Here is a 25,684-nt window from a genome sequence, read left to right as displayed (position 1 = left end):
TCCCCTCCTATGATACTATTCTCGCCATTGCAACTGATATATTGTCCGTCTCTGCCCTGTATTTATTGAGCTCTGTGAGATATTCCATATTATTCTTCATTCTCACCTCATCCGGAGTCATTCCGGCGTTCAGGTATTTATATATCTCGTTCATGCCTATTTTGTGTCTGAAACCGTCGGAGCACAGAACAAAGCTGTCACCAGGACTGGTAGTTCCTGAAAAGAAATCGGGAAATATATCATCCGAAGCACCTATACACTGCAATATTACGCTTCGCTGAGGACTTACCTCTGCTTCCGCCTCTGTCATTCTTCCCGCATCTATCTCTCTCTGAACATATGAATGGTCTTTTGTTATAAGCTCTATTCCATTGCTCAATCTGTATGCTCTGGAATCCCCCAGATTGCATATGATATACCGGTTACCGTAAAATAATGCAGCCACAATCGTAGTACCCAGACTTATTCCATTTACTGCTCCATATGCTTTTATTATTTCATTCTGTTTTTTTAACAGATCATTCCATTCCCTGCGCACACCGTCATCGCTGAATCCGCTGCCAACCAGATAGGTTAATCTGTTGGCAAACCAGTCATTTAAGGCTCTTATAACCGTGGCAGATGCCAATTCTCCTTTAGCAAATCCACCCATTCCATCACATACGGCAATCAGTGAAATTTCACCCATATCCGTATCAGCCTTAACAGCGAGAACCGAATCCTGATTGGTACTCTTTTTTATTCCGATATCACTATGTACAACTAATAAGCAACTCATAAACCCTCTCCTCCATTTCGGCAGATTTAGTCGTATCTAAGTTCAAATTCCTCATCGCCCAGCTTCACTCTTGAACCTACACGAACCATTGTTTTACAGTTACTTGTTATCTGCTGATCATCAACAAATGTTCCATTTGTTGAATTAAGATCCTCTATGTAGCAGGCATCATCAACTCTATAGAAAATTGCATGACATCTGCTGATCGCCGGATTTCCATCTATGCATATGTCTACAACCTCTCTATTTTTACCGATTCTGTTTGTTTTCTTATCTAAGTATATCTTTCGGCCATTCTTGACCTGATACAAATATGGATGTCTCTCAACCTTTGTTGCCGCATTGAGCACCGTTGTTCCAGCATCATCCGTATTACCAGTATTTTTTATAAGCGTTGTCTGATCATAGTCATCCTGCATTCCGCCCATCTCTGGCATCTGTGGTGCCGGATATGGATTGTTCATAACTGGTGCCTGTGGCTGTGCCGGTGCTGTCTGATATGGACTGTTCATAGCCGGTGCCTGTGGCTGTGCTGGCGCCGCCTGATATGGATTTGCCATTGCTGGTGCCTGTGGCTGTACCGGCGCTGTCTGATATGGATTTGCCATTGCTGGTGCCTGTGGCTGTGCCGGCGCCGCCTGATATGGATTTGCCATTGCTGGTGCCTGTGGCTGTACCGGTGCTGCCTGATATGGGTTATTCATTACTGGTGCCTGTGGCTGTGCTGGCGCCGCCTGATATGGATTGCTGACAGGCGGTTGCTGAACTGCTGATGCTGCCATCGGCTTGATCACTGACGCCTGCTTCTTAGCAACAGGAGCCTCTGTAGCTGTGTTCCCTGACTTCTTTCTCTCCTTTGCCGCTTTATATTTTTCTTTATTTTCTTTGCTGTAATGCTGCATCAGATAAAACAATGAGATGTCATCCTCTGATGAACCGCTATTCTTCTTTCCCTTAGAAGCTTTCTTTGCCGGCACTGCAGGTGCTGCTGCTTTCGGCTTACTTGCGTACTGGTTTGTACTCATACCTGGAACTGCAAATCCCATATCAACATTCTCCGGTGCTATAGGATTCTTTGCCATCTCTCTGGCTCTTTCTTCTTCCTGCTGTTTGAGCATTTCCTCTCTTTTTGCCAGTTTTATATCCTTTGCACTCGCCCCAGAGGATACATATACATTCTGTATAGCAGGTTCCTGGCCAATATCTGTCGGTCTGTTCTGTGGCTGTACAGGTGGAACCGGCTGCTGCATAACAGCAGGTTTCATATTCATCTGCGGCTGTGCCGGAGCTCCCGCAGGAGTCTGCTGATAAGGATTGTTCTGCGTGTAAGGAGCACCCATGGCAGGCTGTACATTCTGCATACCGACCGCAGGCTGCTCTGACATAAGCCCCTCAAGCATCTTCTTGAAATCCTGAAGCTGGAAGAGCTCAACACTATTCAAATAAGCAAGTATCCTTGCCACATAGTCTCCGTTCTCATTTGCCGCAAAGCTGACAGAGAAAATAATGTTTTTAAAGAATTCCCTCTCATCTATAGGAGCAAACTCATCTACAACAGGCACGCATATCATAGATACGTCTGATGTCGACGCATCCACATATATGTAGTCTCTGTCCAGCATGATTGTTCTTCTATCGAGCATATACGCATCAAGCATCTGCATTGCATCCACAATATTGACGAATGTCTTAAGGAGACGCATCTTGCGGACATCTCCCATAAAGAGCTTACTGAGCGTTACATGTGACGACACATTGTACTTGATGAATTTCTGATTATCTATCTCTGTATATATAGCCGGAGCAAACCCCTTTATCTTATTGTTGGTCAGCATACCAAGAGCCATTGTATCTATCGGTCTGTCGTCAAACTGATATACAAGATATGTATTCTGTCCCTGATTTTCATAAGTAAATCCCTGCATGTGTGTTCTCTCCTTTACTAATTCTCGTATCTAAGCAGTTTTATCATCTGCCATGTTCCACAGTCCTCTACAAGGGCGTTTCCTGCATCATTAAAGTCTCTGGCATCACTAAATATATTTTCAATGACCATTTCATCATTTTTATCTATATAGCCCCATTTACCATTTTTCTTTACTGCTGCCACTCCATTTGCAAAGCTTCTGGCATCCTCATATTCAGGTTCAATTACCTGTTTTCCAGAGGCATCAACAAAGCCCCATTTGCCATTGATCATGACTGCGGCATAATCGCTTCCCGGATTAAATAATCTTGCATTATCAAACACACCATCACCAATAACATTTCCATCTATGTCATACATACGATATTTGCCATTTTGCTTTGCAAAATAACTATTTCTATATGCTATGCCTTTATCGTCAACAACTATATCTGTATATACCTGATCAGTTACACCTTCCCCTTTCTCATTTATGAGTTGCCATGAATTACCTTTCCTAACTGCTGCATAGCCATTTGCCATGGCCATAGCTTCGTCATAGCCCTCGCATATAAGTTTCTGATCATCTGTATAATAAGCCCACACTTCTCCGTTAAAAACCGGAATAGCGTCACACACATATCCAATACCTTTTACATTGTCTAGTTTATTAAGTACCTTTTTCTTATTTCCTTCCATATCAATGAAATACCAGATATTGTTTACAGTCTCTACAGGTGCAATATCATTGATAAATGGACCAGCATATTTGTATTTACAATCTATTACCTTTTTTCCTGTACTATTTATATATCCCCATGTACCATCACCATCTTCCCCCATGGTGATCGCACACAAACCATTTGCAAAGGTATCAACCTCTCCATACTGATTTCCGAGTTCATACAACCACTCTATATCCGAATATATTTCCTCTAAACCCTCATCGTAGAGCTCTTTGTTCTTATATTTCTTATAAAGTGTATATATCTCTGAATATTCCTCATAATTCATATATATCTGCGCACTCAAGGTATATGCCTGACCCTCATATGGAAATGTATTCACCATAGTTTTAGCTATATCCTGTGCCTCATTTTCCTTATTATCAGCCATATAAACTTCTGCCAGCTCATTGTATATTTCAAGGCTTTTATTCATCTTTAAGGCTTCAAGATAATCCGCTTCAGCATCTACATATATTTCATAAGCCGCTGCATCTCGCGCCTGTTTTATATAATCGTTATACTTGTTATCTGATTCCGTATTATTTTTCATTGTTGAAAACACAGATATTATCAATAATCCTGTTAATGCCGGTGGAAACAATGCTCTATATTTCATAATTATCCTCTCCTGTGTTAATTAGATTCCTGTCAAAAATATTGACAAATAAGTTCCTATTAAAATTGCCGGTGCAAATGGGATATTATCCTTTCTCTTCACCTTTTTAGTTATCAATGAAAATACCGCAATAAAGAACGATACTACCAATGCACAGAATATTGCTGTCCAAATTCCCTCTAAACCAAGGTATAGCGCCATAACACCAAAAAGCTTAACATCCCCCATTCCTATTGCCCCTTTAACAATCAGGCAACACAGAATACAGGCCACTAGCACAGCAACAGTTGCAATCAACATAGAAAACAATCTATGTGCCACATTACCAAGAAGTATAAGCTCTGGCACAAGGATAATCGCTCTGGCTATCAACATAATTTTTAAAATGTCATTAGGAATTTTCTTCTTTTTAAAATCGATATATGCAATCGGCCACATCATAGACACGAGAATCATAAGTTTAACATTTATAACAACCGATCCACTATAAATATAGATAATTAGATTAGCCAGTAAAATATTCATCATAAACATGGCAACTACAAATGCCTTATTTACTGAATGTTCCACCTTCTCTTTCTTTTCATCTTTACTGTGCTCATATCTAAACAGATATAGATTTAGAATATTTACCAATATTGTGATTATATTGATCAATACATAAGAACTAATTTTCATAACAATTTCCCCTACTCATCTTTCTTGGATCCAATTCCAGTATTACTTCTTCTTCCATTAGTCCAAAGATATGAGATAGTTCCACTGTGGAATTGAAATTTCACATCAACGTTTAGAAGTTTTATTACATTAACTTCATAATAAACCCCGGCTACCAGAACATCATTTCCTGTTACCACGGCATGTACTGTTGGTTCTCCATCCATTTTTAGCCACTTTGCCAGTCCGCTTGAGCTTCCATTTTTAGACAATTTAAATTCTCGTTCAAAAAGATTTTTTATTGCCAGCGTTGATACCGTATTACTTATGATTCCAGATAAACTTGTCTGTCCAATCATCTCAGACATTTCACTAAGTGTTGAATTATTAACTCCCCATTCCTTCATAGCATCATTTAATTCCGTACTAATTTGTTGAGCAGTAGCAGACGATTTACCACCAGTTGGGCTTCCAGTTTCTGCAATTCCCCCAGCATATGCAACATATGTCATTTCAGAAAATTGTCTTACTGCAGAATTAAGTGCAACCTGAACCTTAGCTTGCGCATAACATATATTCACTATTGATAAAATTGTGAATATTACAAAAACATATACCGGCAATGCAATAGATGCCTCAACAACTATTGCTCCTTTATCTCTGTTGTTCCTCATAACCTCAACCCTCTCTTTATTTTTAGAGTTATAAACTCTATTTCATTTTAGTTTTTGTGTCATATTTTGTCAACAATTAAACCTTTAAATATATTAATAACATTCTTAGAGTTATTTGCTCTACGACAATGCTAAATAAAAGGATGCTATTAAAACCATCCTTCTCTAACCCTGTCAGCATTATTTTGCTGCTATAAAATCAGATACGGCATTTGAACCAAATACATCCTCCAATGTTCCATACGTTATTGGCACATAGCTTATAGTCACATCTTGAATATTTACCCTCAATGAGCCCGCACCCGAATCACTGGTCTCTGAAACAATTATTACAATTCCATAGTCTTCAAACTGCCAGCCAATATAAGTACTATATGCAGTCACTGATCCAATCCCATAATTCTCAGGGTCTTCCATTCGATTCACGTATTCCTCTGCATCATATATTGCACCAGTTCTCGTATTATTGTCATCACTACAAAAACAGCCAATATAATTTGGTGTACCCAACAAGTAATATAATTTGTCCATCAACAAATAGATTTATTTCTAAAAAAGGCTTATATTTCTCATTATCTGTAACACTTTTTCGAAATATCCACGCCTCTTCATCATTTCCCTTTTTGTCTTTTTCAGAATCATCAACAGGTTATGGCGAACCGCAACCGATCTCCTTTGTTAAATCGGAGTAGCTTATTCCACAACCTGTAAATAGCATAACCGATATAACAAACATGCATGTTAATACTCTCTTTTTCATTAGTTTCCCCCCATTTCTCAATAATGCACTAGAGTATGTTATTGAAAAAGGATGGCTTAAGTTAAGCCATCCTAAAAACCAAATAAATCTTACGTATTACTTAGCCGCCAGAAAATCAGATATTGCATTTGTACCAAACACATCCTCCAATGTTCCATAGGTTGACGGCACATAGCTTATACTCACATCATGAACATTTGCTCTCAATGTTCCTGAACTTGAGTTACTTGTCTCTGAAACATATATTGCAATTCCATAATCAGCAAACTGCCAACCAATATAAGTACTATACGCTGTTACTGAGTCACTTCCATAATTCTCAGGATTTCTCATATTACCAATATATTCTTTTGCATCATATGTTTCTCCTGGTCTTGTCTGATTATCCTCATCGCAAAACCAGCCAATATAGTTTGGAGTTCCAAGCATATCATATAACTTATCCATCAACAGATATTTGCCATCTTCGTCTGGATTGTCATTACACATATTGTTATATTCATCCTCTGTAAGTCCCAGAGTATCATAATACATAGCCGAAGGTCCTAACATCCAATTACCATCAGAAATAGCCTGCTTGATATTTGTCTCATTGCTGTCATCTTCTTTGCCCAATAACAGATCCGGCATATACGAGTATATTGTGCCTGTCTTATCTAATATCATAAAATCCAAGCTTGTAAAACTATCTGTATAACTATCAACTATAGATGAAAGAGTTCCCTGATCTACTCCACCAGCTAATACCTGATAGTCCATAAGGCTATCTATATTGATTGGTAATGTCAGTTTATCTGGAAACAGTGCAGCACCAGATGGTTCATCTAACACGGCTTTATCTGTAACCTCTTTTCTGAGCACCCAGGCTCCAGTACTATCATCTGAAACAATATTTTTTTCCTCCGTTGCATTCTCATCAGAGGATTCTGTTTCCTGAACAGTGCTCTGTTCTTTTGTACTCTGAGTATCTCCACTACCAACTGTATCCTTTCCACATCCTACAAGCATTGCTGAAAGTGCAACGCACATCGCTCCACAAACTAACTTTTTACGCATAATAATCCTCCTAGCAACTAGTTATTTTTCTACATTTTAACTTATCTAATACCCTCTAGTGACTTCTATAGTATACCTGTTCCAACTGCCATCCGCAAGGGAATCTTTATAATCACTCGCAAGAGGTTGATCCATCATAAGTGGTGACACATCTATCTCAGATGTCAACGTAAATAATGTCTTTGACTGCTTTAACGAAAATTGTGGATGATCTTTATCAACCTTTTGCATATTTGCTTCTATCAAGCGGCCTAATCTGCAATACGCTTTATTCGTTTTATCATCACCGCTTTGGAACATTGAATACAGGAATATAAACAAATAGTCACTGTATTGCATGCAAATACCTTCTCCCTTCTTTGGACTTTTGGGATCAGATATCCCTACATCATCTTTTGAATCCCCTTTCTTATTTATACTGTACGACCACTGCTCATCGCTAACCTTATATACCTCCAGTGGGATTCCCTTATTCAGTATCTTCATATCCTGTATACTTTCAAGGGCTGCAAGCAACGCTATAAGCACGGCCTTTGTAACTGGAGCAGGAATAATGTGCCTGGTTATTTCCGCTATCAAGTCTGCCGCACCATTTATTACATCGGCAGTTGTATTCTTTCCGGCAGACCAGAAATTCAAGTATCCAGATGCAAGATTAAGCGCCAGCCTTATCTCATATATGTTTGCATATGCCGACTTAAGATTTTCTTCATTTGTTGAACCATATAATACGTACTCAACCTCTGCATTGAATGCAGCATTATTTGCATTATTTATCATATGGTTGGTGAGGGATTTATTGTATGTATACGTCGCCTTCTCATCAGCCCAATTTGAGCTCACTGTTTTATATTTCTCTTCACAATTCTCATATGTTATTTCATCACCGTAACTATCCGTATAATCATCATACTTCCCCTCATACACGTATGTTCTATAGCTAAACATATTCATGGTATATAAAGTAGCATAAAGAGAATCTCTAACATTGGGACCCTTCTGATTCGCAAAATTCTCTATAGTCTGAGCAAACCCTTTAAGTAATGTTCCCGCACCAAATTTCGATCCTTCATACTCTCCAACATTGACATTAGAAGAATTCTTTATCTCATCTGAACCACTCTTATCCTTCTTGGTATCTTCGGAATTCTCTGCATCCTCTTTCTGTTTCTTAAAATCATCTATTTTTCCATCTTTTTCATCCACATCTTTTTTCAAGTCCTTAAGACTCTTGCCATCACTCTCATATCCCCGGGTAAGCAGGAAGTCATAATATGTATCATCGCCTTTTTCCAGTATCAATTTACACTCAGGGACAGGAATAAGCGCCTCCGTTTTCTGAGGTGTAAGCAGTTTATAATAGATATCATGACCATCTATATCTATCCTTGAATTTCTTATAGGTTCTGTCGGATTTGTAAACTTGTTCTTAAACTGTGAATAAAATGTATCAAAATTCTTTATATCTGTCAGTTTTTTGCTGCCATACTTAATCGAATCTATCGCATCAACTATAGATTGGAGTGCCTCACGTTCTTTTATGAGCTTGTTTTTAAACTCTACAACATCATCACCATCTACATCTCTCTTCTCTTTTTCATATGTGCCAACTTCTGTCCTCTGCTCAGTTCCCAGAGATGTTTTACTTTCTGTCGCATTTCCTTTCCAGTCATTATAATCACTGTAGTATTCCCACACCAGATCACTCAGTTCATCAAGGCTTAAAAGCTCATGTTTTTTCGTGATTTTATGCTTATTACCATCGCCCTCTATCACCAGACTCAGGGCATCTATATACGACTGTATTTTTTCCCTATAAGCTGCCAAATTTGTTGCAATGTCATTCAACTTACTTGAAACGCCGGAAGTATCATATTCCGAAAGAACTCCGCCATTATATATGTCCACCAGCGCATTTTTTACAGTCATGTATTTCCCACCATGTCCATTAAGCCCACTATCAGGAAAATCGCCATTAAATATGGTATGAACATCTGCTTTGATTTCATCGCTGTAAGCTCGCTCGTCTTTTTTCCAATCAGATGGAAATGTCGAATCATCCGGATCAGCTTCACAGTCAAGCATAGCCGTATACGTTACCCACGCCTTTGCCAGAGCATCTCCCTTACTATTAACATCTTTTATGCTGTCCTTTGCTGCGTTATATGCAAAATAATACCACTGTGCCTTATTCGCCTGATCATCACCTGTACCATAATTCTTATCTGCATATTTTGAGACTGCTTTATCAGCGTTATCTAATGCCGTTTCAAGCTCGGCAAGCTTATTCGCAACCTCTTGTTTTTGGTTTTCAACTTTTGACCATTTTATATAATACTTCTTGTCTTTTTCGAAGCTTTTTACATCTTTGGCAACTTTTTTCTCGTTGTATCCGCCTGTTCCAGTTGCAAGATTTTTAACAATACCATCATTCCCCTCGGTACTGGATAAACCGATATAATATTTATTCACCGATGATGGTTTTCCTGCTTTTGATATCCACAGCTTTCCAACAGTCGTTTTCGTTATATCCTCATAATCCTTTATCGATTGTTCCACATACTGTCTTATCTCAGTAATTTCATTTTTTGATGGTCCACTACTATTTTCACTTCCATCGCCTCTCGCATACTGCTGATAATAGTAATAAGTATAAAATTCTGCTTTACTGAGTGCTCCCTCTGTCTCAGAAAAATCTTCTCTGGACTGAGCCAGCTCGCTATCTTCAGAAGAATTTTTCAAATCATTCTTCAACGTATCTCCGTCCTTTACCAGCTTGTCATATATTGACTCTACTGCCATCTCAGGCGCACGGTATTTCATAAACTCCACAACACCTTCTTTGACCAGAGCTGGATTCTCGCCAATACCTGATCCTGCTACAGCATACAAATTTTCAGTTCCTGATACCAACTGCCCTTGCAACAGATCACTGTAATCTCCGCCACCCTGTATTTGTGAAAATACCCATGACACAATCTCGTTACTTTGGCTATCTGATACACCATTTGCCTCAAGAGTCTTTTTAAAGAATTCCTTACTCTTGTCGCAAAAATCGTCAATATTCTGAACCGAAGCAACCAAGCCATAATAATCGCTAAGAACCGTATCATAATTAGCCATAAGCGAATTAAGTGTTGTATCCGCTGTTGATTCTACCGAACTCTTGGACAACTCTATCCTGCTCAAATCCACATACAAAAAACATAAAACAAGGCATGGAACCAATATTATAATTAGGAAAACCGATATAGCTCCGCCTGGCCTAAACAACTTCATCATAACTTTTTACCCCCATCAATTTGCAAATTGTCTGAATTTTGTTATATACTCACTGGCTTTTTCCATTACTCCACTGGCTGTTTCATTCCTATCTATAATATCTCTAACCATGTTAACATTTCTCACTATCTCTGAACCCTCCATAGCCGGGACTTCTATATACTCCTGAAATTCCACTTTAGATGCTTCTTCCTGTCCCAAAAGCTTTACAGGCATTGTAATACTGTAACTCATCTCTGCTTCAACCTTTGCATACACACCATAAGTTTTATAATCAACGGACACCGCTGTATTCTGTACTCCCATGCCGGAAAATAAGCCAGTACCCATATTTTTCAATCCTTTTTTTATTTCTCCTTCTACCTTTGCAGTTCCGGTATCTCCCCAGAAATTCAGATACCTGTATGGTTTAAAATCATTTCCTGAACTTAACGAAACTACTGCACCATCATCTATGTATTTTGCCAGCATGGGATTACTCTCCTTTGCCGCATATTCAATAACCGATTCCGTAAAAACTGCCTGTGCCTTACTTCTCTGATAATACAGATTCCCCACAAACAACAAAAATATAACAACCAGAAATGTCACAGGAAACACGATAGTTGCTTCAACTATCAACGATCCTCTTTCGTCTTTCATTCTCTTCTTCATAAAGTCACCATTCCCTTTATACATCTGTCAAACCGCCATTATTTACTTATACATAAATAATGACGGTTCTCTCAGAAACTGTTCTCCCCAGATCAAGTCGACTGTGAATGACAATTATTATTTCATCGCCTCATTTGACTTTGTCTCTATATTCTTAAGAAGATTTGTTACTATTGTTGTAATCTGTGTCTTAAACAGAAGTGCAAGCACAACTGCTATACCTATAAGGATTACGATAGATACAACATTTACATCTCCATCTTCTTTCGTAACAAAGTCAACAAACTTCTCCTTTGCCTTGAATCCGAGATACTTTGCCTTTGCTATAGCCATGCCAGCCACATCGTCAATTCTCTCTATCATCCCGTTTTCCTCCTTCCTTCCCATTTTTCATTAGTTATTGTATTTACACACCAATATTCGCAAATATCGGTATTAATACCATGATCAATATTCCTGCAAACATTATCATCATCGGAATAAGCAGCTTACTGGATGCTTTTTCTCCATCTCTCATAGCTATATTCTTCTTGAGATTCCAGGACTCCTGTGACTGCTCACTGAGCATTTTTACAAGCTCCTTATTTCCTTTTTCCATACCCTGTATCATGGTCGATACAGCCTTTTTTACCTCTGCCAGAACGCATCTGGTACCAAAACTATGAAATGCCTCTACTTCCGACACTCCATTATGCATGTCCTCCACAGATCTTTGCATTTCCTTATAAATTGTTGTGTCTCCATTAAAAGCAACTTTTTCCCATGCCTCTCTGAGTATCATTCCTGCATTTGTAAGAAGCGCAAGTTTTGAAATAACCTCAGAAAAATCACGAAGCATCTCATCCTCTCTCTTACTTATTTTTTCAAGCATTAGTGTTCCGAAGTAGTAATATGCAGTAAACGAGAATATACCAAATACCAGAAGTATTCCCATCTCAGATGTAAATCCATAAAGAATAAATCCCACCAAAAGCAAAGTGAACGACAGAGATATCTTCTGTGCATATGCAAGTCTTACATAATACTCAGCGTATTTTTTCTCATACAATATTGCTGCACTCTGTCTGAGTTTTCTATCGGACTTGCTTTTGTACTGATAATGAAAAGTTTCCATCATTCCATAGCCTATAAAATATATATCCTTCAGCGGATACTCTTTCTCATCAAGGCCATCAAACAGTTCCGCATATTTCTTCCCCTTAAAATAGAAAAACAACCATGCAATGAGTAATAATCCTGATATGGAAAACACTATAATGTTAGCTGTTGTCAGCATACCTTTACCCTCCTATAATTTGATATCCAGTATTTTTCGTCCCACATAATATGCAGCCACAAAACATACAATACCGAGAGTAGTTGCTATTACACCTGCAGCCGTTGCATAGTTATCTCCGAAATCGGGACTCATCATCTTGATTACGCCTATAAGTCCCACCGGCATAACTATCATCAGATTCTGTTCCATCTTATTCGATGCAACCATGGTCTCTATCTCCTCCATGATCTCCATCTTGTCACTTATGATGGAGTGGGTGTTGTTGATTACATCTCGGAGATTTCCACCCTTTCTGTAACATATCTCGTACACACTGGCGAAACTCTTGATATCATCTATTCCGCTTCTCTCACCGAAGTCCTTCAGCACAGTTTCTATATCTATATTGTTTCTGTTTGAAACCAATATGACATTCAGCTCTTTCAATATGAAAGCATCCTCCTCATACTGAACACGGAGATCTCTGTACGCTGATTCAAATGAATCTATGGCATTATTTCCTGCACCGAGTGAGGTGTTTACAGCTTCAAGCATACTTCTGAACTGCTCTTTGAGCTTTCTCTGATTTTTGTCTATGATGCTCTTTGTTCTGATTGGAACAAACATCCTACCTGCTATGATTCCAACCACCAGCATTATCACTATATTGCTGATCCAGGTAGCTGTTGTGGCATTTCCATATTCATCCTTAAACAAGCCTCCATAGAACAGATATGCCACTGCCGCTCCTATCACAAACGCCAGCATAAATGTAAGTATTTTTTCCACTTTACCCATGTGATATACCTTATAATTCATGACCGGCATCTGCACTCTGGACATATAATACTGTGGTTCTTCAGGTTTCTTTTCCTTTTTACTTATTCCTAACATACCTATATCTCTTCCCTTATTCCCGTAAGCTGCAGTTTGAATACATTCTGCATCTTATTATCTGTTCTCTTTAATCTTCCAGACACTCTGTCGAGCGTTGAATTCTCATCCTCTTCAAATACATACAATGGATTTAACTGTATCTCTCCATCCTTCATACCCAGAACCTCCGTTATCTCCATCGTCTTTCTGGATTTGTCACGAAGTCTGGACAAATGTATTATTATGTCTATAGCCGATGCTATCTGCTGTCTTATAGCCTCAAGAGGTAATCCCTCTGCCCCCTGAAGAACCATTGTCTCCAAACGGGAGAGCATATCATGAGTTGAGTTAGCATGTCCTGTAGATAAGCTTCCATCATGACCTGTATTCATGGCCTGCAGCATATCAAGTGCCTCACCACCACGAACCTCTCCAACTACTATTCTTTCAGGTCTCATTCGGAGTGAGGATTTGATAAGATCCCTTATAGTTATTGCTCCAGCTCCTGACGCATTTGCATTTCTGGTCTCCAGACTTACAAGATTATCTACTCCGACTATCTGAAGCTCTGCTGAATCCTCAATGGTAATTACTCGCTCGTCCTTCGGTATGTAATTTGACAAAGCGTTGAGGAACGTTGTCTTACCAGAACCAGTACCTCCACATATAAATATGTTGTATTTTGCCCTTACCAGAAGCTCAAGCTTATGCGCTATCTCCTCAGTTATTGAACCGTATTTTATAAGCTTCTCTATTGTCATTGGTTCCTTTGAGAACTTTCGAATAGTTACCGTTGGTCCACACAGGGCTATAGGTGGAAGCACGACATTAACTCGAGAGCCATCCTGAAGTCTTGTATCAACAATAGGATTAGCCTGATTGACCTCTCTACCTGCCATTCCAACAATTCGCTGAATTATATCTTCCAGTCGCCTGTCCGTCTCAAAAAACTTGTCCAGTCGTTTTACTCGTCCATTCTGCTCTATGAATATATTGTCTTTTCCATTTATCATGACCTCTGTTATGGTATCGTCTGTCATGATACTGTCCAGCAGTCCCAGCCCACGGATTGAGCTGTATACCTGTTTTACTATGGACAATCTCTGTTCAACTGTGCAATACTGACCATCCAGCTTACTGTTAACAACATTTTCTATCTCTTCCTCGAGGTCCTCATCACTCAGTCTATTAAGTTCCAGATTATTGGACACATAGAATTTGGCTGCCGCCACAAATTCCTGTTCTTCATCAAATGTCATAATTCACACCCTAATATAATTTCAAAAATTCCTGATTGTTAGCAAGTATATCTACTATCTGCCTGAATGTTGTTCCCTGAACAGCACCGGACTTTGTTATAACTTTGCACGTAGACCAATCAAACTTTGCAGCTTCTTCTTTGTTAATAATGAAGCTTGCTGTCCTGATGAAATCTTCATTGTTGACAAATACCTTCATAAGTTCATTCATTCTGTCAACCTTATGTGCGGATCTCTCATCGTCATTCACAACTATCACTGTCTTATCTGAACAATCTATAATCTTTTTGAATGTTGGAGTGATATTGAAATCAGCATCGATTACTATGAAATCATAAAGTCCCATGGACTTGAGCTCTGATATAAGCAATTCCACATCCTCATCATTCATTTCATGAAGATCCATCGGATTCTTAGGCGCAGCAAAATAGTCTACATTTGCTGAATCTGTAATGGCAAAGCTTTCAAGCTTCATTGAAAGATTTGACCTCTTACTCTTCACTGCATACACCACGTCAGTAAGTGTATATTTTCCTTCACCATCAAAAATAATATCTGTAGTCGGAATATTCTCCATACTCAGATACAATGCACTTTTATTATTAAGGGAACAATTTAAGGCGAATGCCGCTGCCATGGATGTCACTCCGCTGCCGCATGCCGGTGAGGTAAAAGTGATGACTTCTGCAAGCTCACCACTTCTCTTGCGCTTGGTAATTCTAGAACTGTACTCAGAGTATAACGCAAGTATATCCTTATATATAAGCTCTACTTTCTGGAACTTACATATCGCTTTTTTTCCTTCTATCTTGTCTATGTCAGGAGACTCTACAAAATATGCCATGCAACAATTTCTGTATTCGTTCACCTGTAACGTCTCATCCACTATAACTATGTCAAGCCTTTGATTTTCAACGCTTTCATTGGCCACTTTAACATCCGTGTATGAATAAATTTCAAGCTTATCACTATAATATCTGTTAAGGGTTGACACCAGTCTTTCTATATATATTTTATCCGAAATAATAAAACCCACACGTATTTTCATAAACTCCACCTCCCTCGCTGTCTTAGAGTTTATAACTCTACATTAGCATTTTTATTTTAGAGTTTATGGCTCTTTTTGTCAATATATAAATTTTCTCAAATTATACTAATCGTAAACTAAAGGAGGTATGCTAATGCGCTATAACGAAAGGATACGTGAGATCAGGGAAGACAACTCTTTGACACAGCAAAAAGTTGCCGATTTGTTACATGTAGGTCAACGTACCTACGCTGATTATGAAAGCGGTAAAACACGGATTCCTGTTGACAGTCTCCTTATTCTTGCTAGGTATTACAATGTATCTGTCGACTATATCAGCGGGGCAAGTAACGTAAAGACAAAATATCCACAAAAGTAAAAAAGAGGAATGTAGATTTTCGACATCTACATTCCTTTTACGATTTCCCATATAAGCAGCAAATGCAGGGGATAAAACAGGTAGAAAAAATACTTGAGCTTCATCCTTCCTCTCTCTCCGCTGTACATATTCACAGGTATCATCGCCAGCAGAGCGTATAGCTGATTCATGCCCAGGCAGAGAATGTATACCAGCGAACTGAGCACTACGATCTCAATGTTCTGCTTCTTATTGAAATATGCCAGAGTATAAGCATCCGCTCCACTCCGCTCCTTCTCGATCAGATAGAACATGACTATGATTCCCACTCCCGCCATGCCGTAGTCGAATCTCAGGAACTCCGCCAGAAGTGCTGCGGCCAGTGCGATCTCGACCTTCCATCTTCCGATTGGCCCCCGGCTATCCATGGCGTATATGGCAAACAGTCCGGCTGTCAGGGTGAAGAATATGTTCTGAGCCCCCGGATACCAGATCGTATCGTGCATTGCCAGATCAAATGGTATCTCTGACACCACCGCAAATATTCCAAGTCTCAGAAGATACCTCCTCACGTCGGATGTACGCAGAAGCCCCTGTACAAGCAGGAATGCAAATACAGGAAATGCCAGACGCCCCACAGCGCGCATTATGTAGTTGTTATCCATGAATACTATGCCTATGTGATCTACGGCCATACACACACAGGCTGTCAGCTTGAGCGCATTTGACGACAGCCGCCTCAGCCCTCTTTCCTCAGTTTCTTCATTATACTCCATATACAGTCCTTTCCTACCGCCTGCTCTTTCTATCAGTAACACCGTAACAGAAAAACAGCACATGACTTATGTTCATCATGTGCTGCTCTTCTCACAAAACCTTATATATCTATCTTCAATCGTCTAGATTCTCTTTCTGAGAGCCTTAGACAATGCTGACAGCTCCTCTGTATCAGCCTTACCCGGTATCCAGGTCATAGTCACGTTGTCCTTGATGTATCTTGGAACAAGGTGCATATGGAAGTGGAATACAGTCTGACCTGCTGCCTCGCCGTTGTTCTGAAGGATATTCAGTCCGTCCGGATTCAGCTCAGCCTTCTGTGCCTTTGCCACCTCTGTAGCTATAGTAAATATCTTGGCTGCTGTCTCAGCATCCATGCTGTATATATTGTCAAAATGTTCTTTCGGGATAATAAGCGCATGGCCCTTGTTAGCAGGATTCACATCAAGTATTACTCTGCAGATACTATCCTCATAAACTGTCGCTGATGGAATCTCACCGTTGGCTATCTTACAAAAAATGCAATCGTCCTTATTCATATAAGTTTTACCTCCTCATTGCCTCTATCCATTGTAAACCATCTGACAAAATATTACAAGCACCAAAGAGAACACCAGTTTTATACACCAGTCAAATAATTCTATAATATTGACATGTAAAATTCATTTTTCCTGTCCCTGCCCTGCGGAAATGTCTTTCTGGCACCGGCTATGACCGCAGGATCCAGCTCCGCAACGAGCAGTCTGTCGCTCACCCTCTCCGCCATCTCGTTGCCGTAGACATCATATATATGTGAGCTCGGGACATATCTCTCCCTTTTACCCATGCCCACTCTGTTCACGCCTATCACATATGCCTGATTCTCAATGGCCCTCGCCCTGAGCAGCGCTTCCCACTGGGCAACTCTCTCCTCAGGCCAGTTGGCTATCACAAGTATGGCATCGTAAGAATCCCTCGCCGCCGAAAATATCTCCGGGAATCTGAGATCATAGCATATGTATCCGCCCAGCCTCAGATCCTTGACATTCGCCTGACAAATGCGGCTGCCTGCCCGGTACACCCTGTCCTCACCGCTGAACGAAAAAGGATGTATCTTTGCGTAATCCATGATCACCTCATCACCGCTGACGATCGCCAGCTTATTTTCAAATACCTTTCTTCTGCTCTCATCAAACTCGCCGCTTCCATCAGCCATGAAAGCTTCTATATAACCAAATGCCATGGCCATATCGTATTTCCTGCTGTTCTCCATGAAAAACGAAACGCTCTCCGGTATCTCACCATTCCTGTACGCCTCCCACATGCAAGCGGGCATCATGGTAAATCCCGTCAGCGTCATCTCAGGAAACACCAAGAGCTCAACGCCATTCTCATATGCCTCCTGCATGACCTCAAGACAGTGCTCCCTGGCATACTCCTTATCCTCGTATCCAATATCGATCTCCGTGATTCCGACCTTTATCATATCCCGCCTCCTGTGTATACACTCTGTATATCGTTCGAATTCTATATTAAGTATTTTACACAATAACGTGTGTTTTGCAAATGTTAACCTGTGTTTAAAATTTATGGTTGACATTCCTCCCATGTGTATATATAATGTCAACCATAGCCCTTGTGTATAGGTTAACAAATCCAGGCAGTATTCGTCATCAGCCCGTCGAAACTACCTGGATTTGTTGTGAATAAGCTGTACACAGGCATTACAATCATTGGAGGATTATTACAAATGAAAAAAGCATTTACCACTGTAGAGCTGGTCATGATGGCCATGTTCACTGCAATTCTGTGTGCATCCGCTTACCTGAGCATTCCAACACCGCTCCCTAACGCAGCACACATCACATTACTCAACTTTATGATAATTCTGATAGCTCTCGTATTTGAGCTCAGAGACTCAACGATCATAATAGCACTTTGGATGATCATGGGTGCCATCGGCGTTCCTGTATTCATCGGCGGAGGCGCAGGCCTTGGATATCTGTTCGGAGTATTCGGTGGATACACCTTCTCATTCATCATTGCATCAATCGTAGTCGGTCTCATCAAAGGCAAAAAGTACAAGAGACTTAAGTATACCATCGTTGCGATCATAGGTGTCGTGATCATTGATATCGTGGGAATGATCTGGTGGAAGTTCAACGGTAACCTCACATGGAAGGTTGCATTCTTATCAGGTTTCGTGGCATTCATTCCACTCGACCTCGTTAAGGCTGTCATCGCCGCACAGCTCGTTCCACTGTTCAAGAGACTTCTCCCTGAGAAGGACGACAAAGAGGCCAATGAACAGGCAAAAGAAGCCTGATTAATGGAAATACACAAACTTAAGTGCAATTATAGCTGTCGGCTATGATTGCACTTTTTTGTTACCATCTCGTTTAGTAAACATATTTACTAAAATTAAAAGGGTCACAAACCCGTATGTTATCATTTTTGCGGGTGATCGAATGCAGTATATGGAATTTAGCAAGGATAAAAAGTATATAGAAAGAATCCGTGGACTGCGGGAAGATCATGACTTTACACAACAATATGTTGCCCGCTATCTGAACACCTCACAAACCATGTACGCACGTTATGAAAGGGGCGCAAGCGCGCTGCCAATCCATCACCTTATATATCTCACCGAGTTATATAACGTGTCATCCGATTACATTCTTGGAATCACCAACAACCCTGTTCCATACGAAGAATATTACAGAGAAGCCGCTGTCACCGACCAGGATCCCAGATCACCGGGAAAATACGATATACACTGGAAGGGCAACAGCTAATTCTTTCCCGCACATTTGACCACTATCAACCTGTCACCGGCTTTCACGTCATCCCCCTCAAGTCTGTTGAGCTTTCTTATGGAATCAAGACTGGAATAATACTGTTTTGCGATCGACCATATGCTGTCACCGTCACGCACAACATAGCCCACTATACCTGGCGCCACCGCTTTCTTCTTCATATCGACCGGAGCCACCGTCATGTCATCGATAAGCTCTATCTCTTTCCGGGTAAATATGGTCATTCCCATATCCACTATGGCTTTTATCTCCACCTCGTCATTGCCCGGCAGCGCCGCCGTGATCTGATTGAGTGCAGGGGTAATCCTGATGGAATCCTGAGTTCTGAGCGGAACAGTCTCCACCCTGTATGAAAATGGAGCTACCACCTCCATCTGACACAGAGGTCTGCTGTCATCCGATGACACATAAAGAACTGCCGCCTTCACAGCACCCTCGACGACCACGGCGTCATCCGCCGGCCTGACATCGTCTATATCCACACTGCCCGTCACATTTACGATCTGGAGAATGGACGGCTGGCTGCTCTTGAGCCTCTCCTTCTTCACGACCCTCGTCTTTGCATTGTTTCTCATGAGAAGGTTCTCGTAGCTGAATCTGCTCCTGACGGGATCGACCTGCGCAGAATATGAGAACATATCCTTGAGAAGGTCTGCCTCCACGTCCTCGTACACCTTGATGTCCACATTGAGGCTGCTCTCCACCTGGAGTATCCTGTCCTCACCGCCGTCATTTGCACGCACGGACACCGAACCGCGGGATGCGGTTATCATATCGTCCAGTATCATATCCTCGTCTATTCCATCGCAGTTCACAGTGTCCTGGAACTCCCTCGTGGCGCTGACATACTGCACCGGAGCCACCTCGTCATCCGGCTTGTATATGACAAATATGTCCATCTTGCCGCTTATATGTACCCCCACGTCCGTGGCACGGCTCTCTATCTCCGAGAAGTTCACCTGATCCCACAGCACACGTCCGATATTCGGCTTATTTGCCGGGATCTCTATGTCCTCCTTTATCTTCATTATGTCTCTGGAAGACGCCGCAAGATTTGTAAAGCTTACCTTCTCCGTCATGCACTCTATACCAGAGCCGTTTGCTATGCCCACGGCGCCCTCTGCGGTGATCTGCTGGCACGCCCAGAGCTTCACGCCCACAAGCCCTCTCACCTCGTATTTTCTGGAATTTATCACGGTCACGTACAGATCCTCCAGCACACCCTGTACGGAAACCTTATCTCCCAGCGACAGTTCATCCGCATTTATCGTCTCCTCAAATGGCAGTTCTCCGTCATGGCTCTCAAATGAATCCCCCTCCCGGTCAGTCTGGTATAGGATGGCGTAGCTCACAGTTCCTGTGATGCGCGCCTTGCCCTCCATGACGTCTATGTTTTCTATCGTCACCTGTCCTTTGCTGGCTATCTGTCTGTCTATATCCCCCTTCACATCAGGGACATTGAAATCGTCATCCACGGTAAACTCAACGTATTTTGCCGCCTTAAGATTCGTCGTTGTGATTCTGTTCTTAGTAAGCTCCATATTTTCCCCACCTTATTTTTTATGATATACCGTTCTACTTGAATACAACCGGAAGATCCATCTTCACTATCCTGACCACCATATAAGGAAATGATACATTGTCCCCCTTCACGCCATCCGTCGGAGTCGCCACCTGCCTTAAAACTCCCTTGATGTAAATGGCATTGTCGTCCTTGTACATCTCCTCCAGAGTCACCCCAACGTCATCCCTCTCCTGCATGCCCGCAGCGATGACTATATATGTATATGTGCTGTTTGAATATACGAGATTAAATGGGTTTTCCTTCTTTTTGTCTATGATGGTAACCAGTTCATCCGGCAGCATGGTCTCATCGCACACGTCATAGAGCAGCGGCTCACCACTGTCCGACACCTCAAACCTTGCACATCCAACGCAGAATATCATGAGCTCCAGTGCAACCACCAGCAGGAAGGTAAGTCTGCCCCACATTCTCCCTCTTAGAAACTCTTTTTCATTTTCCACATGTATCACCTCCGCCATTTGCTTTTTAAGGTGTCTGGCTGTCATTTTAAGCCACTTAACACACTTTGGTATAGTATATGTACCCCATTTGCTCTTTATGTCTGTAAACGCAAAAAAGAGGCGGGATATCCTGTTTGATATCCCGCCTCCGTATCAGAAGCTCGTCCTTCTGTATATTATTCTGTCATTCTACTCTGCGTCTGCAGGTGCGCTCTTCTCAGCCTCGATCTCGGCCTCAGCCTCTGGTGTGACCTCGATTCCAAGCTCAGCGAGCTGCTTGTCGTCTACATAGTCAGGCGCATTTGTCATGAGACATGATGCATCCTTTACCTTAGGGAATGCGATTACGTCACGGATAGAATCCTGCTTTGCCATGAGCATGACCAGACGGTCAAGACCATAGGCAAGTCCTGCGTGAGGTGGTACTCCGTACTTGAACGCATCCAGAAGGAATCCGAATCTCTCGTGAGCCTCGGCCTTTGTAAAGCCAAGGCACTCGAACATCTTCTCCTGAATGTCATCCTGATGGATTCTGACTGAACCTCCACCGATCTCATTTCCGTTTAATACTATATCATAAGCCTTTGCACGAACCCTGCCCGGATCAGAATCGATGTACTGAAGATCCTCCTCCATAGGCATGGTAAATGGATGGTGCATAGCTGTGAATCTGTTCTCCTCGTCTGACCACTCAAGAAGTGGGAACTCTGTGATCCACACGAATCTGTATACATTCTTGTCCACAAGTCCCATGAGCTCTGCCAGATGGCATCTCAGTGCGCCGAGGACTGTCCATACGATCTTTGTCTTGTCCGCTGCGAACAGAAGCAGGTCGCCAGGCTTTCCATCCATGGCTGCCACAAGGGCGTTCATCTGCTCCTCTGTCATGAACTTGGCAAATGATGACTTGTAGCTTCCATCCTCGTTGATAACTATATATGCAAGTCCCTTTGCGCCGTATGTCTTTGCATACTCAATAAGGGCATCTATCTTCTTTCTAGGCATGCTTCCCTGTCCCTCGGCATTGATACCGCGGACTGTTCCGCCATTTGCAAGGGCACCTGTGAATACTCCGAACTCACAGTCCTTGACAACATCGCTGACATCCTTGAGCTCGAGTCCAAATCTGAGGTCAGGCTTATCTGAACCAAATCTGTCCATTGCCTCCTGCCATGTCATTCTCTGAATTGGAAGCTGGATGTCGAGATCAAGTATCTCCTTGAAGAGCTTTGCAAGAAGACGCTCATTTACATCGATTACATCGTCAACGTCAACAAATGAGAGCTCCATATCCATCTGGGTGAACTCCGGCTGTCTGTCTGCACGGAGATCCTCGTCACGGAAGCATCTTGCGATCTGGAAATATCTGTCGTAACCAGAGCACATAAGAAGCTGCTTGAAGAGCTGTGGTGACTGTGGCAGAGCGTAGAATGTACCAGGGTGTACACGGCTTGGCACAAGGTAATCTCTTGCTCCCTCTGGTGTTGACTTGGTCAGCATAGGTGTCTCTATCTCAAGGAATCCCTCATCTGCCATGAACTGTCTGGCGATGGTGGCTACCTTACTCTTCATGATAAGATTTCTCTGGAGATCAGGACGTCTGAGGTCGAGATATCTGTACTTGAGCCTTATCTCCTCCTTGGTCTTGCTGTTCTCCTCTATAGGGAATGGAGGTGTCTCTGCCTCTGACAGTATACGGAGGCTGCTTGCAACGACCTCGATGTCTCCTGTTGCAAGGTTCTCATTCACTGCACCCGCACGCTTGCACACTGTTCCCTCGATGGCTGCAACGAACTCTGAACGGAGCTTTCCTGCCTTCTCGAAGCACTCTGCGCCACACTGTGACTCCTCAAATATAACCTGTAATATTCCACTTCTATCTCGAAGATCTACAAAGATTATTCCACCTTTATTTCTGCTCTTCTGAACCCAGCCCATCACGGTAACTTTCTCACCTATGTTGGCACTGCTAACCTCTGTACATCTGTGGCTTCTCTTAAGCCCCTGCATAGATTCTGCCATCTTACGCTATCCTCCTAAAATTAAAAACTTTCCTTATGTCACTATACACTTTTTTCATTTTTCGTCAAGACCTGGAATATCGCCGTGAAGCACCTGATCCACCCTGCTCATGATGTCTGTGGTGTTGATCAGCCGCTGGAACGCCAGGAACGCCCTCATGTCGAAGTGTCTCACCTCATCTATCACCATTCCAAATGCCGTATCCGCGTCAAATGCCTTCCTGTATGGTCTGTCGCTGACCAGTGCACTGAACACATCGCACACTCTGATAAGTCTTGCGCCGAGTGGTATCTCCTCGCCCCGCATCCTGTACGGATATCCCGAGCCGTCATAGTTCTCATGGTGATAGTGCACCATATCCACTATGTCCTGATCGTAGCCCTCACGCTTAAGTATCTCCGCGCCAAGCTTGGCATGCAGCCTGACGTATCTCATCTCCTCGATCTTCATCGCACCCTGCCGCCGTCCATATATGTAAGGACTCACCTGCAGCTTGCCCACATCGTGCAGCATTCCCGCCACGGCAACCTTGTGTATGAATTCCTCATCACAGCCCAGCTCCCTCGCCAGCTCAGATGCCAGTACACTCACACACATTCCATGGCGCACCGCATCATTCATATCAACTGAATAGCATTCTTCTGCATCCTTCTCCAATGCTAATCCCATATAAATCCCGCTTTCTTACGCTCGATCATCTCATCTATTCGAGCTATATAATCGTCTACACTCTTACAATTCTCTATTCTGTCTATACGTGTCCCCTCTGTCACTCCGTCATGTCCTGGTCTCACCACAAGCTTCGATGAACTTCCGGCACCGAGACCGATGATGTCAGTCCTCTCCTCCATGATGAGTATATTGTACAGGCACTCAAGCCCCGGCTTCGAGTAACCCACGTTCTCCAGATTGCCGGTCATGTTCTTCTGTCTGTACAGATAGTATGGATCAAGCCCCATCTCAGCCGCCGCCCTCGTAACAGCACCGAGCTGGCTGTCTATATCCGACTTCAGGGTGTCACGGTATTTGTCCATCTCTATGTTCAGATTCGCCGCCCTCTTGATGGCAAGGGTGTGAACCGTCAGGCTTTCAGGGGAAAGCTCCTTCACCTGTCTCAGCGTGTTCTCCACACTGTCCGTGTCCTCTCCCGGAAGTCCCACTATCAGATCCATGTTGATGTTGTCAAAGCCCGCTCTCCGGGCATTCTCCATGGCTATGACCGTCTGCTCCGGCGTATGTGCCCTGCCTATGGTCCTTAATGTCTCCTCGTTCATGGTCTGTGGATTTATGCTTATACGCGTCACTCCGTGGCGCTTCATGACCTCAAGCTTGTCAAATGTGGTACTGTCCGGTCTGCCCGCTTCTATGGTGAACTCCCTCACCTGTGACAGGTCAAATGACTTCTCTATCATGCTGCAGAGTCTGTCCATATGCTCCGCAGATATGGATGACGGCGTTCCGCCTCCCACATATATTGATATGAGCCGTTTTCCGGAATATGCCTCCGCAACGTATGCCATCTCTTTTTCGACTGCGTCCAGATATGCATCCACCTTATTCTTATATACCGCGATCGGATATGAGGTAAATGAACAGTACAAACATCTTGTCGGACAGAACGGTATGCCTATATACAGACAGTATTCGTCCTCCTCCGCCACAGAGTCTATGATTTTCTTCTCCCTGTCAGCCACCGCCACTGCCAGCTCGGCTTTCTCACGGGAGGTTCCATATATCTCCTGGTAGTTTCCTATTATATCCTCTGAGGTCATCCCGGCTTCCATATAAGACACAGCTATCTTCGTAGGTCTGATACCCGTCAGTGAGCCCCACGGAAGTCTGCGGTCTGTATACTCCGAAAGCATGTTGTATATCGCCAGCTTTAACGGATTCCTCACGGTACTCTTATCCCGGCAGTCGCCATCCACAGGGATCTGTGTGCTGCACGCCAAAGTCCGCTCTCCTCCGTCTGCTACAGAATACAGCTCTATATTTATTCTATTGTCATCTATATCCGCCACAAGCTCCTTGTCTATCTCCGCCTTAAGCTCCGGCTTTTTGTCAAATATCTCCGGGACCACTATTCTTTCACCGCCGTAGAAGGCCTGGAGACTCACCCGGAGATCATTGTTGTAATCTTCTATATTCTGTATCAGTAATATCATATTTCCACCAT

Annotated in this window: 25 protein-coding genes; 3 read left to right on the top strand and 22 right to left on the bottom strand. The window is 42.3% G+C overall.

Annotated features, from left to right (window positions below; genetic code table 11):
* Positions 1–7: 7 nt before the first annotated feature.
* From OCV54_RS02040 to OCV54_RS01975, 14 genes are all read right to left on the bottom strand, one after another.
* Complete coding sequence (locus OCV54_RS02040) at positions 8–778, bottom strand: PP2C family protein-serine/threonine phosphatase (RefSeq protein ID WP_055222436.1); 771 nt, start codon at positions 776–778, stop codon at positions 8–10.
* 26 nt (positions 779–804) lie between these two features.
* Positions 805–2,703 carry a DUF6382 domain-containing protein gene (locus OCV54_RS02035; protein ID WP_055222435.1) on the bottom strand — a complete coding sequence of 633 codons (1,899 nt, stop codon included), beginning with the start codon at positions 2,701–2,703 and terminating at the stop codon, positions 805–807.
* Positions 2,704–2,720: 17 nt separating this feature from the next.
* Positions 2,721–3,962 carry a WG repeat-containing protein gene (locus tag OCV54_RS02030; protein WP_262563228.1) on the bottom strand — a complete coding sequence of 414 codons (1,242 nt, stop codon included), beginning with the start codon at positions 3,960–3,962 and terminating at the stop codon, positions 2,721–2,723.
* Between the two features lie 87 nt (positions 3,963–4,049).
* Positions 4,050–4,706 carry a prepilin peptidase gene (locus OCV54_RS02025; protein ID WP_022217492.1) on the bottom strand — a complete coding sequence of 219 codons (657 nt, stop codon included), beginning with the start codon at positions 4,704–4,706 and terminating at the stop codon, positions 4,050–4,052.
* A gap of 11 nt (positions 4,707–4,717) precedes the next feature.
* Positions 4,718–5,359: a TadE/TadG family type IV pilus assembly protein gene (locus OCV54_RS02020; protein ID WP_022217491.1), complete on the bottom strand. Its 642-nt coding sequence runs from the start codon at positions 5,357–5,359 to the stop codon at positions 4,718–4,720.
* Between the two features lie 180 nt (positions 5,360–5,539).
* Positions 5,540–5,890 carry a hypothetical protein gene (locus OCV54_RS02015; RefSeq protein WP_022217490.1) on the bottom strand — a complete coding sequence of 117 codons (351 nt, stop codon included), beginning with the start codon at positions 5,888–5,890 and terminating at the stop codon, positions 5,540–5,542.
* A 325-nt stretch (positions 5,891–6,215) separates the two neighbouring features.
* Positions 6,216–7,175, bottom strand: a complete 960-nt coding sequence (locus OCV54_RS02010) for a hypothetical protein (RefSeq protein ID WP_022217488.1) — start codon at positions 7,173–7,175, stop codon at positions 6,216–6,218.
* A gap of 45 nt (positions 7,176–7,220) precedes the next feature.
* Complete coding sequence (locus tag OCV54_RS02005) at positions 7,221–10,298, bottom strand: DUF5702 domain-containing protein (RefSeq protein ID WP_262563227.1); 3,078 nt, start codon at positions 10,296–10,298, stop codon at positions 7,221–7,223.
* Between the two features lie 174 nt (positions 10,299–10,472).
* Positions 10,473–11,111, bottom strand: a complete 639-nt coding sequence (locus OCV54_RS02000; RefSeq protein WP_172676643.1) for a TadE/TadG family type IV pilus assembly protein — start codon at positions 11,109–11,111, stop codon at positions 10,473–10,475.
* A 117-nt stretch (positions 11,112–11,228) separates the two neighbouring features.
* Positions 11,229–11,474, bottom strand: coding sequence for a Flp1 family type IVb pilin (locus tag OCV54_RS01995; RefSeq protein ID WP_022217485.1), 246 nt, complete (start codon positions 11,472–11,474; stop codon positions 11,229–11,231).
* A 43-nt stretch (positions 11,475–11,517) separates the two neighbouring features.
* Complete coding sequence (locus OCV54_RS01990) at positions 11,518–12,387, bottom strand: type II secretion system F family protein (protein WP_022217484.1); 870 nt, start codon at positions 12,385–12,387, stop codon at positions 11,518–11,520.
* A 12-nt stretch (positions 12,388–12,399) separates the two neighbouring features.
* A complete protein-coding gene (locus OCV54_RS01985) occupies positions 12,400–13,263 on the bottom strand; it encodes a type II secretion system F family protein (protein WP_022217483.1) in 864 nt (287 codons plus the stop codon).
* A gap of 2 nt (positions 13,264–13,265) precedes the next feature.
* Positions 13,266–14,504: a TadA family conjugal transfer-associated ATPase gene (locus tag OCV54_RS01980; protein ID WP_022217482.1), complete on the bottom strand. Its 1,239-nt coding sequence runs from the start codon at positions 14,502–14,504 to the stop codon at positions 13,266–13,268.
* Positions 14,505–14,514: 10 nt separating this feature from the next.
* Entirely contained in the window at positions 14,515–15,552 is a 1,038-nt protein-coding gene (locus OCV54_RS01975) for a P-loop NTPase family protein (protein ID WP_022217481.1), read from the bottom strand.
* Positions 15,553–15,685: 133 nt separating this feature from the next.
* On the opposite strand from OCV54_RS01975, the gene OCV54_RS01970 reads away from it, so the two are divergent.
* On the top strand, positions 15,686–15,910 hold the full coding sequence (locus OCV54_RS01970; RefSeq protein WP_022217480.1) for a helix-turn-helix domain-containing protein: 225 nt from the start codon (positions 15,686–15,688) through the stop codon (positions 15,908–15,910).
* 26 nt (positions 15,911–15,936) lie between these two features.
* Here OCV54_RS01970 and OCV54_RS01965 read toward each other — a convergent pair whose 3' ends face one another.
* From OCV54_RS01965 to OCV54_RS01955, 3 genes are all read right to left on the bottom strand, one after another.
* Positions 15,937–16,707 carry a TraX family protein gene (locus tag OCV54_RS01965; protein WP_262563225.1) on the bottom strand — a complete coding sequence of 257 codons (771 nt, stop codon included), beginning with the start codon at positions 16,705–16,707 and terminating at the stop codon, positions 15,937–15,939.
* Between the two features lie 81 nt (positions 16,708–16,788).
* Positions 16,789–17,205, bottom strand: a complete 417-nt coding sequence (locus tag OCV54_RS01960) for an HIT family protein (RefSeq protein ID WP_015534318.1) — start codon at positions 17,203–17,205, stop codon at positions 16,789–16,791.
* Between the two features lie 101 nt (positions 17,206–17,306).
* Positions 17,307–18,131: a nitrilase-related carbon-nitrogen hydrolase gene (locus OCV54_RS01955; RefSeq protein ID WP_055222433.1), complete on the bottom strand. Its 825-nt coding sequence runs from the start codon at positions 18,129–18,131 to the stop codon at positions 17,307–17,309.
* A 264-nt stretch (positions 18,132–18,395) separates the two neighbouring features.
* Here OCV54_RS01955 and OCV54_RS01950 point away from each other — a divergent pair, with 264 nt between their 5' ends.
* Positions 18,396–18,971 carry a biotin transporter BioY gene (locus OCV54_RS01950; RefSeq protein ID WP_015534320.1) on the top strand — a complete coding sequence of 192 codons (576 nt, stop codon included), beginning with the start codon at positions 18,396–18,398 and terminating at the stop codon, positions 18,969–18,971.
* 151 nt (positions 18,972–19,122) lie between these two features.
* Positions 19,123–19,440 carry a helix-turn-helix domain-containing protein gene (locus OCV54_RS01945; RefSeq protein ID WP_308936787.1) on the top strand — a complete coding sequence of 106 codons (318 nt, stop codon included), beginning with the start codon at positions 19,123–19,125 and terminating at the stop codon, positions 19,438–19,440.
* Here OCV54_RS01945 and OCV54_RS01940 read toward each other — a convergent pair.
* The 5 genes from OCV54_RS01940 to hemZ form a co-directional block, all read right to left on the bottom strand.
* Positions 19,437–21,002: a DUF3794 and LysM peptidoglycan-binding domain-containing protein gene (locus tag OCV54_RS01940; RefSeq protein WP_055222431.1), complete on the bottom strand. Its 1,566-nt coding sequence runs from the start codon at positions 21,000–21,002 to the stop codon at positions 19,437–19,439. The two genes, OCV54_RS01945 and OCV54_RS01940, sit on opposite strands and share 4 nt — an antisense overlap.
* 34 nt (positions 21,003–21,036) lie before the next feature.
* The gene (locus OCV54_RS01935; protein WP_238051193.1) at positions 21,037–21,486 is read right to left on the bottom strand and encodes a protease complex subunit PrcB family protein; all 450 of its coding nucleotides are present in this window, start codon (positions 21,484–21,486) and stop codon (positions 21,037–21,039) included.
* Between the two features lie 189 nt (positions 21,487–21,675).
* Positions 21,676–23,508 (bottom strand): aspartate--tRNA ligase, encoded by a 1,833-nt coding sequence (gene aspS / locus OCV54_RS01930; protein WP_055146156.1) that lies wholly within the window; start codon positions 23,506–23,508, stop codon positions 21,676–21,678.
* A 54-nt stretch (positions 23,509–23,562) separates the two neighbouring features.
* Positions 23,563–24,177: an HD-GYP domain-containing protein gene (locus OCV54_RS01925; protein WP_055146154.1), complete on the bottom strand. Its 615-nt coding sequence runs from the start codon at positions 24,175–24,177 to the stop codon at positions 23,563–23,565.
* Positions 24,168–25,673 (bottom strand): coproporphyrinogen dehydrogenase HemZ, encoded by a 1,506-nt coding sequence (gene hemZ, locus OCV54_RS01920; protein ID WP_055222429.1) that lies wholly within the window; start codon positions 25,671–25,673, stop codon positions 24,168–24,170. The genes OCV54_RS01925 and hemZ overlap by 10 nt, the downstream gene beginning before the upstream one ends.
* Positions 25,674–25,684 lie beyond the last annotated feature (11 nt).

Origin of the sequence: Coprococcus aceti (assembly GCF_025567285.1) — a bacterium.
Lineage (GTDB): Bacteria > Bacillota > Clostridia > Lachnospirales > Lachnospiraceae > Coprococcus > Coprococcus aceti.
Note: the sequence above shows the minus strand (reverse complement) of the source record. Positions and strands in the feature narration are given on the sequence as shown.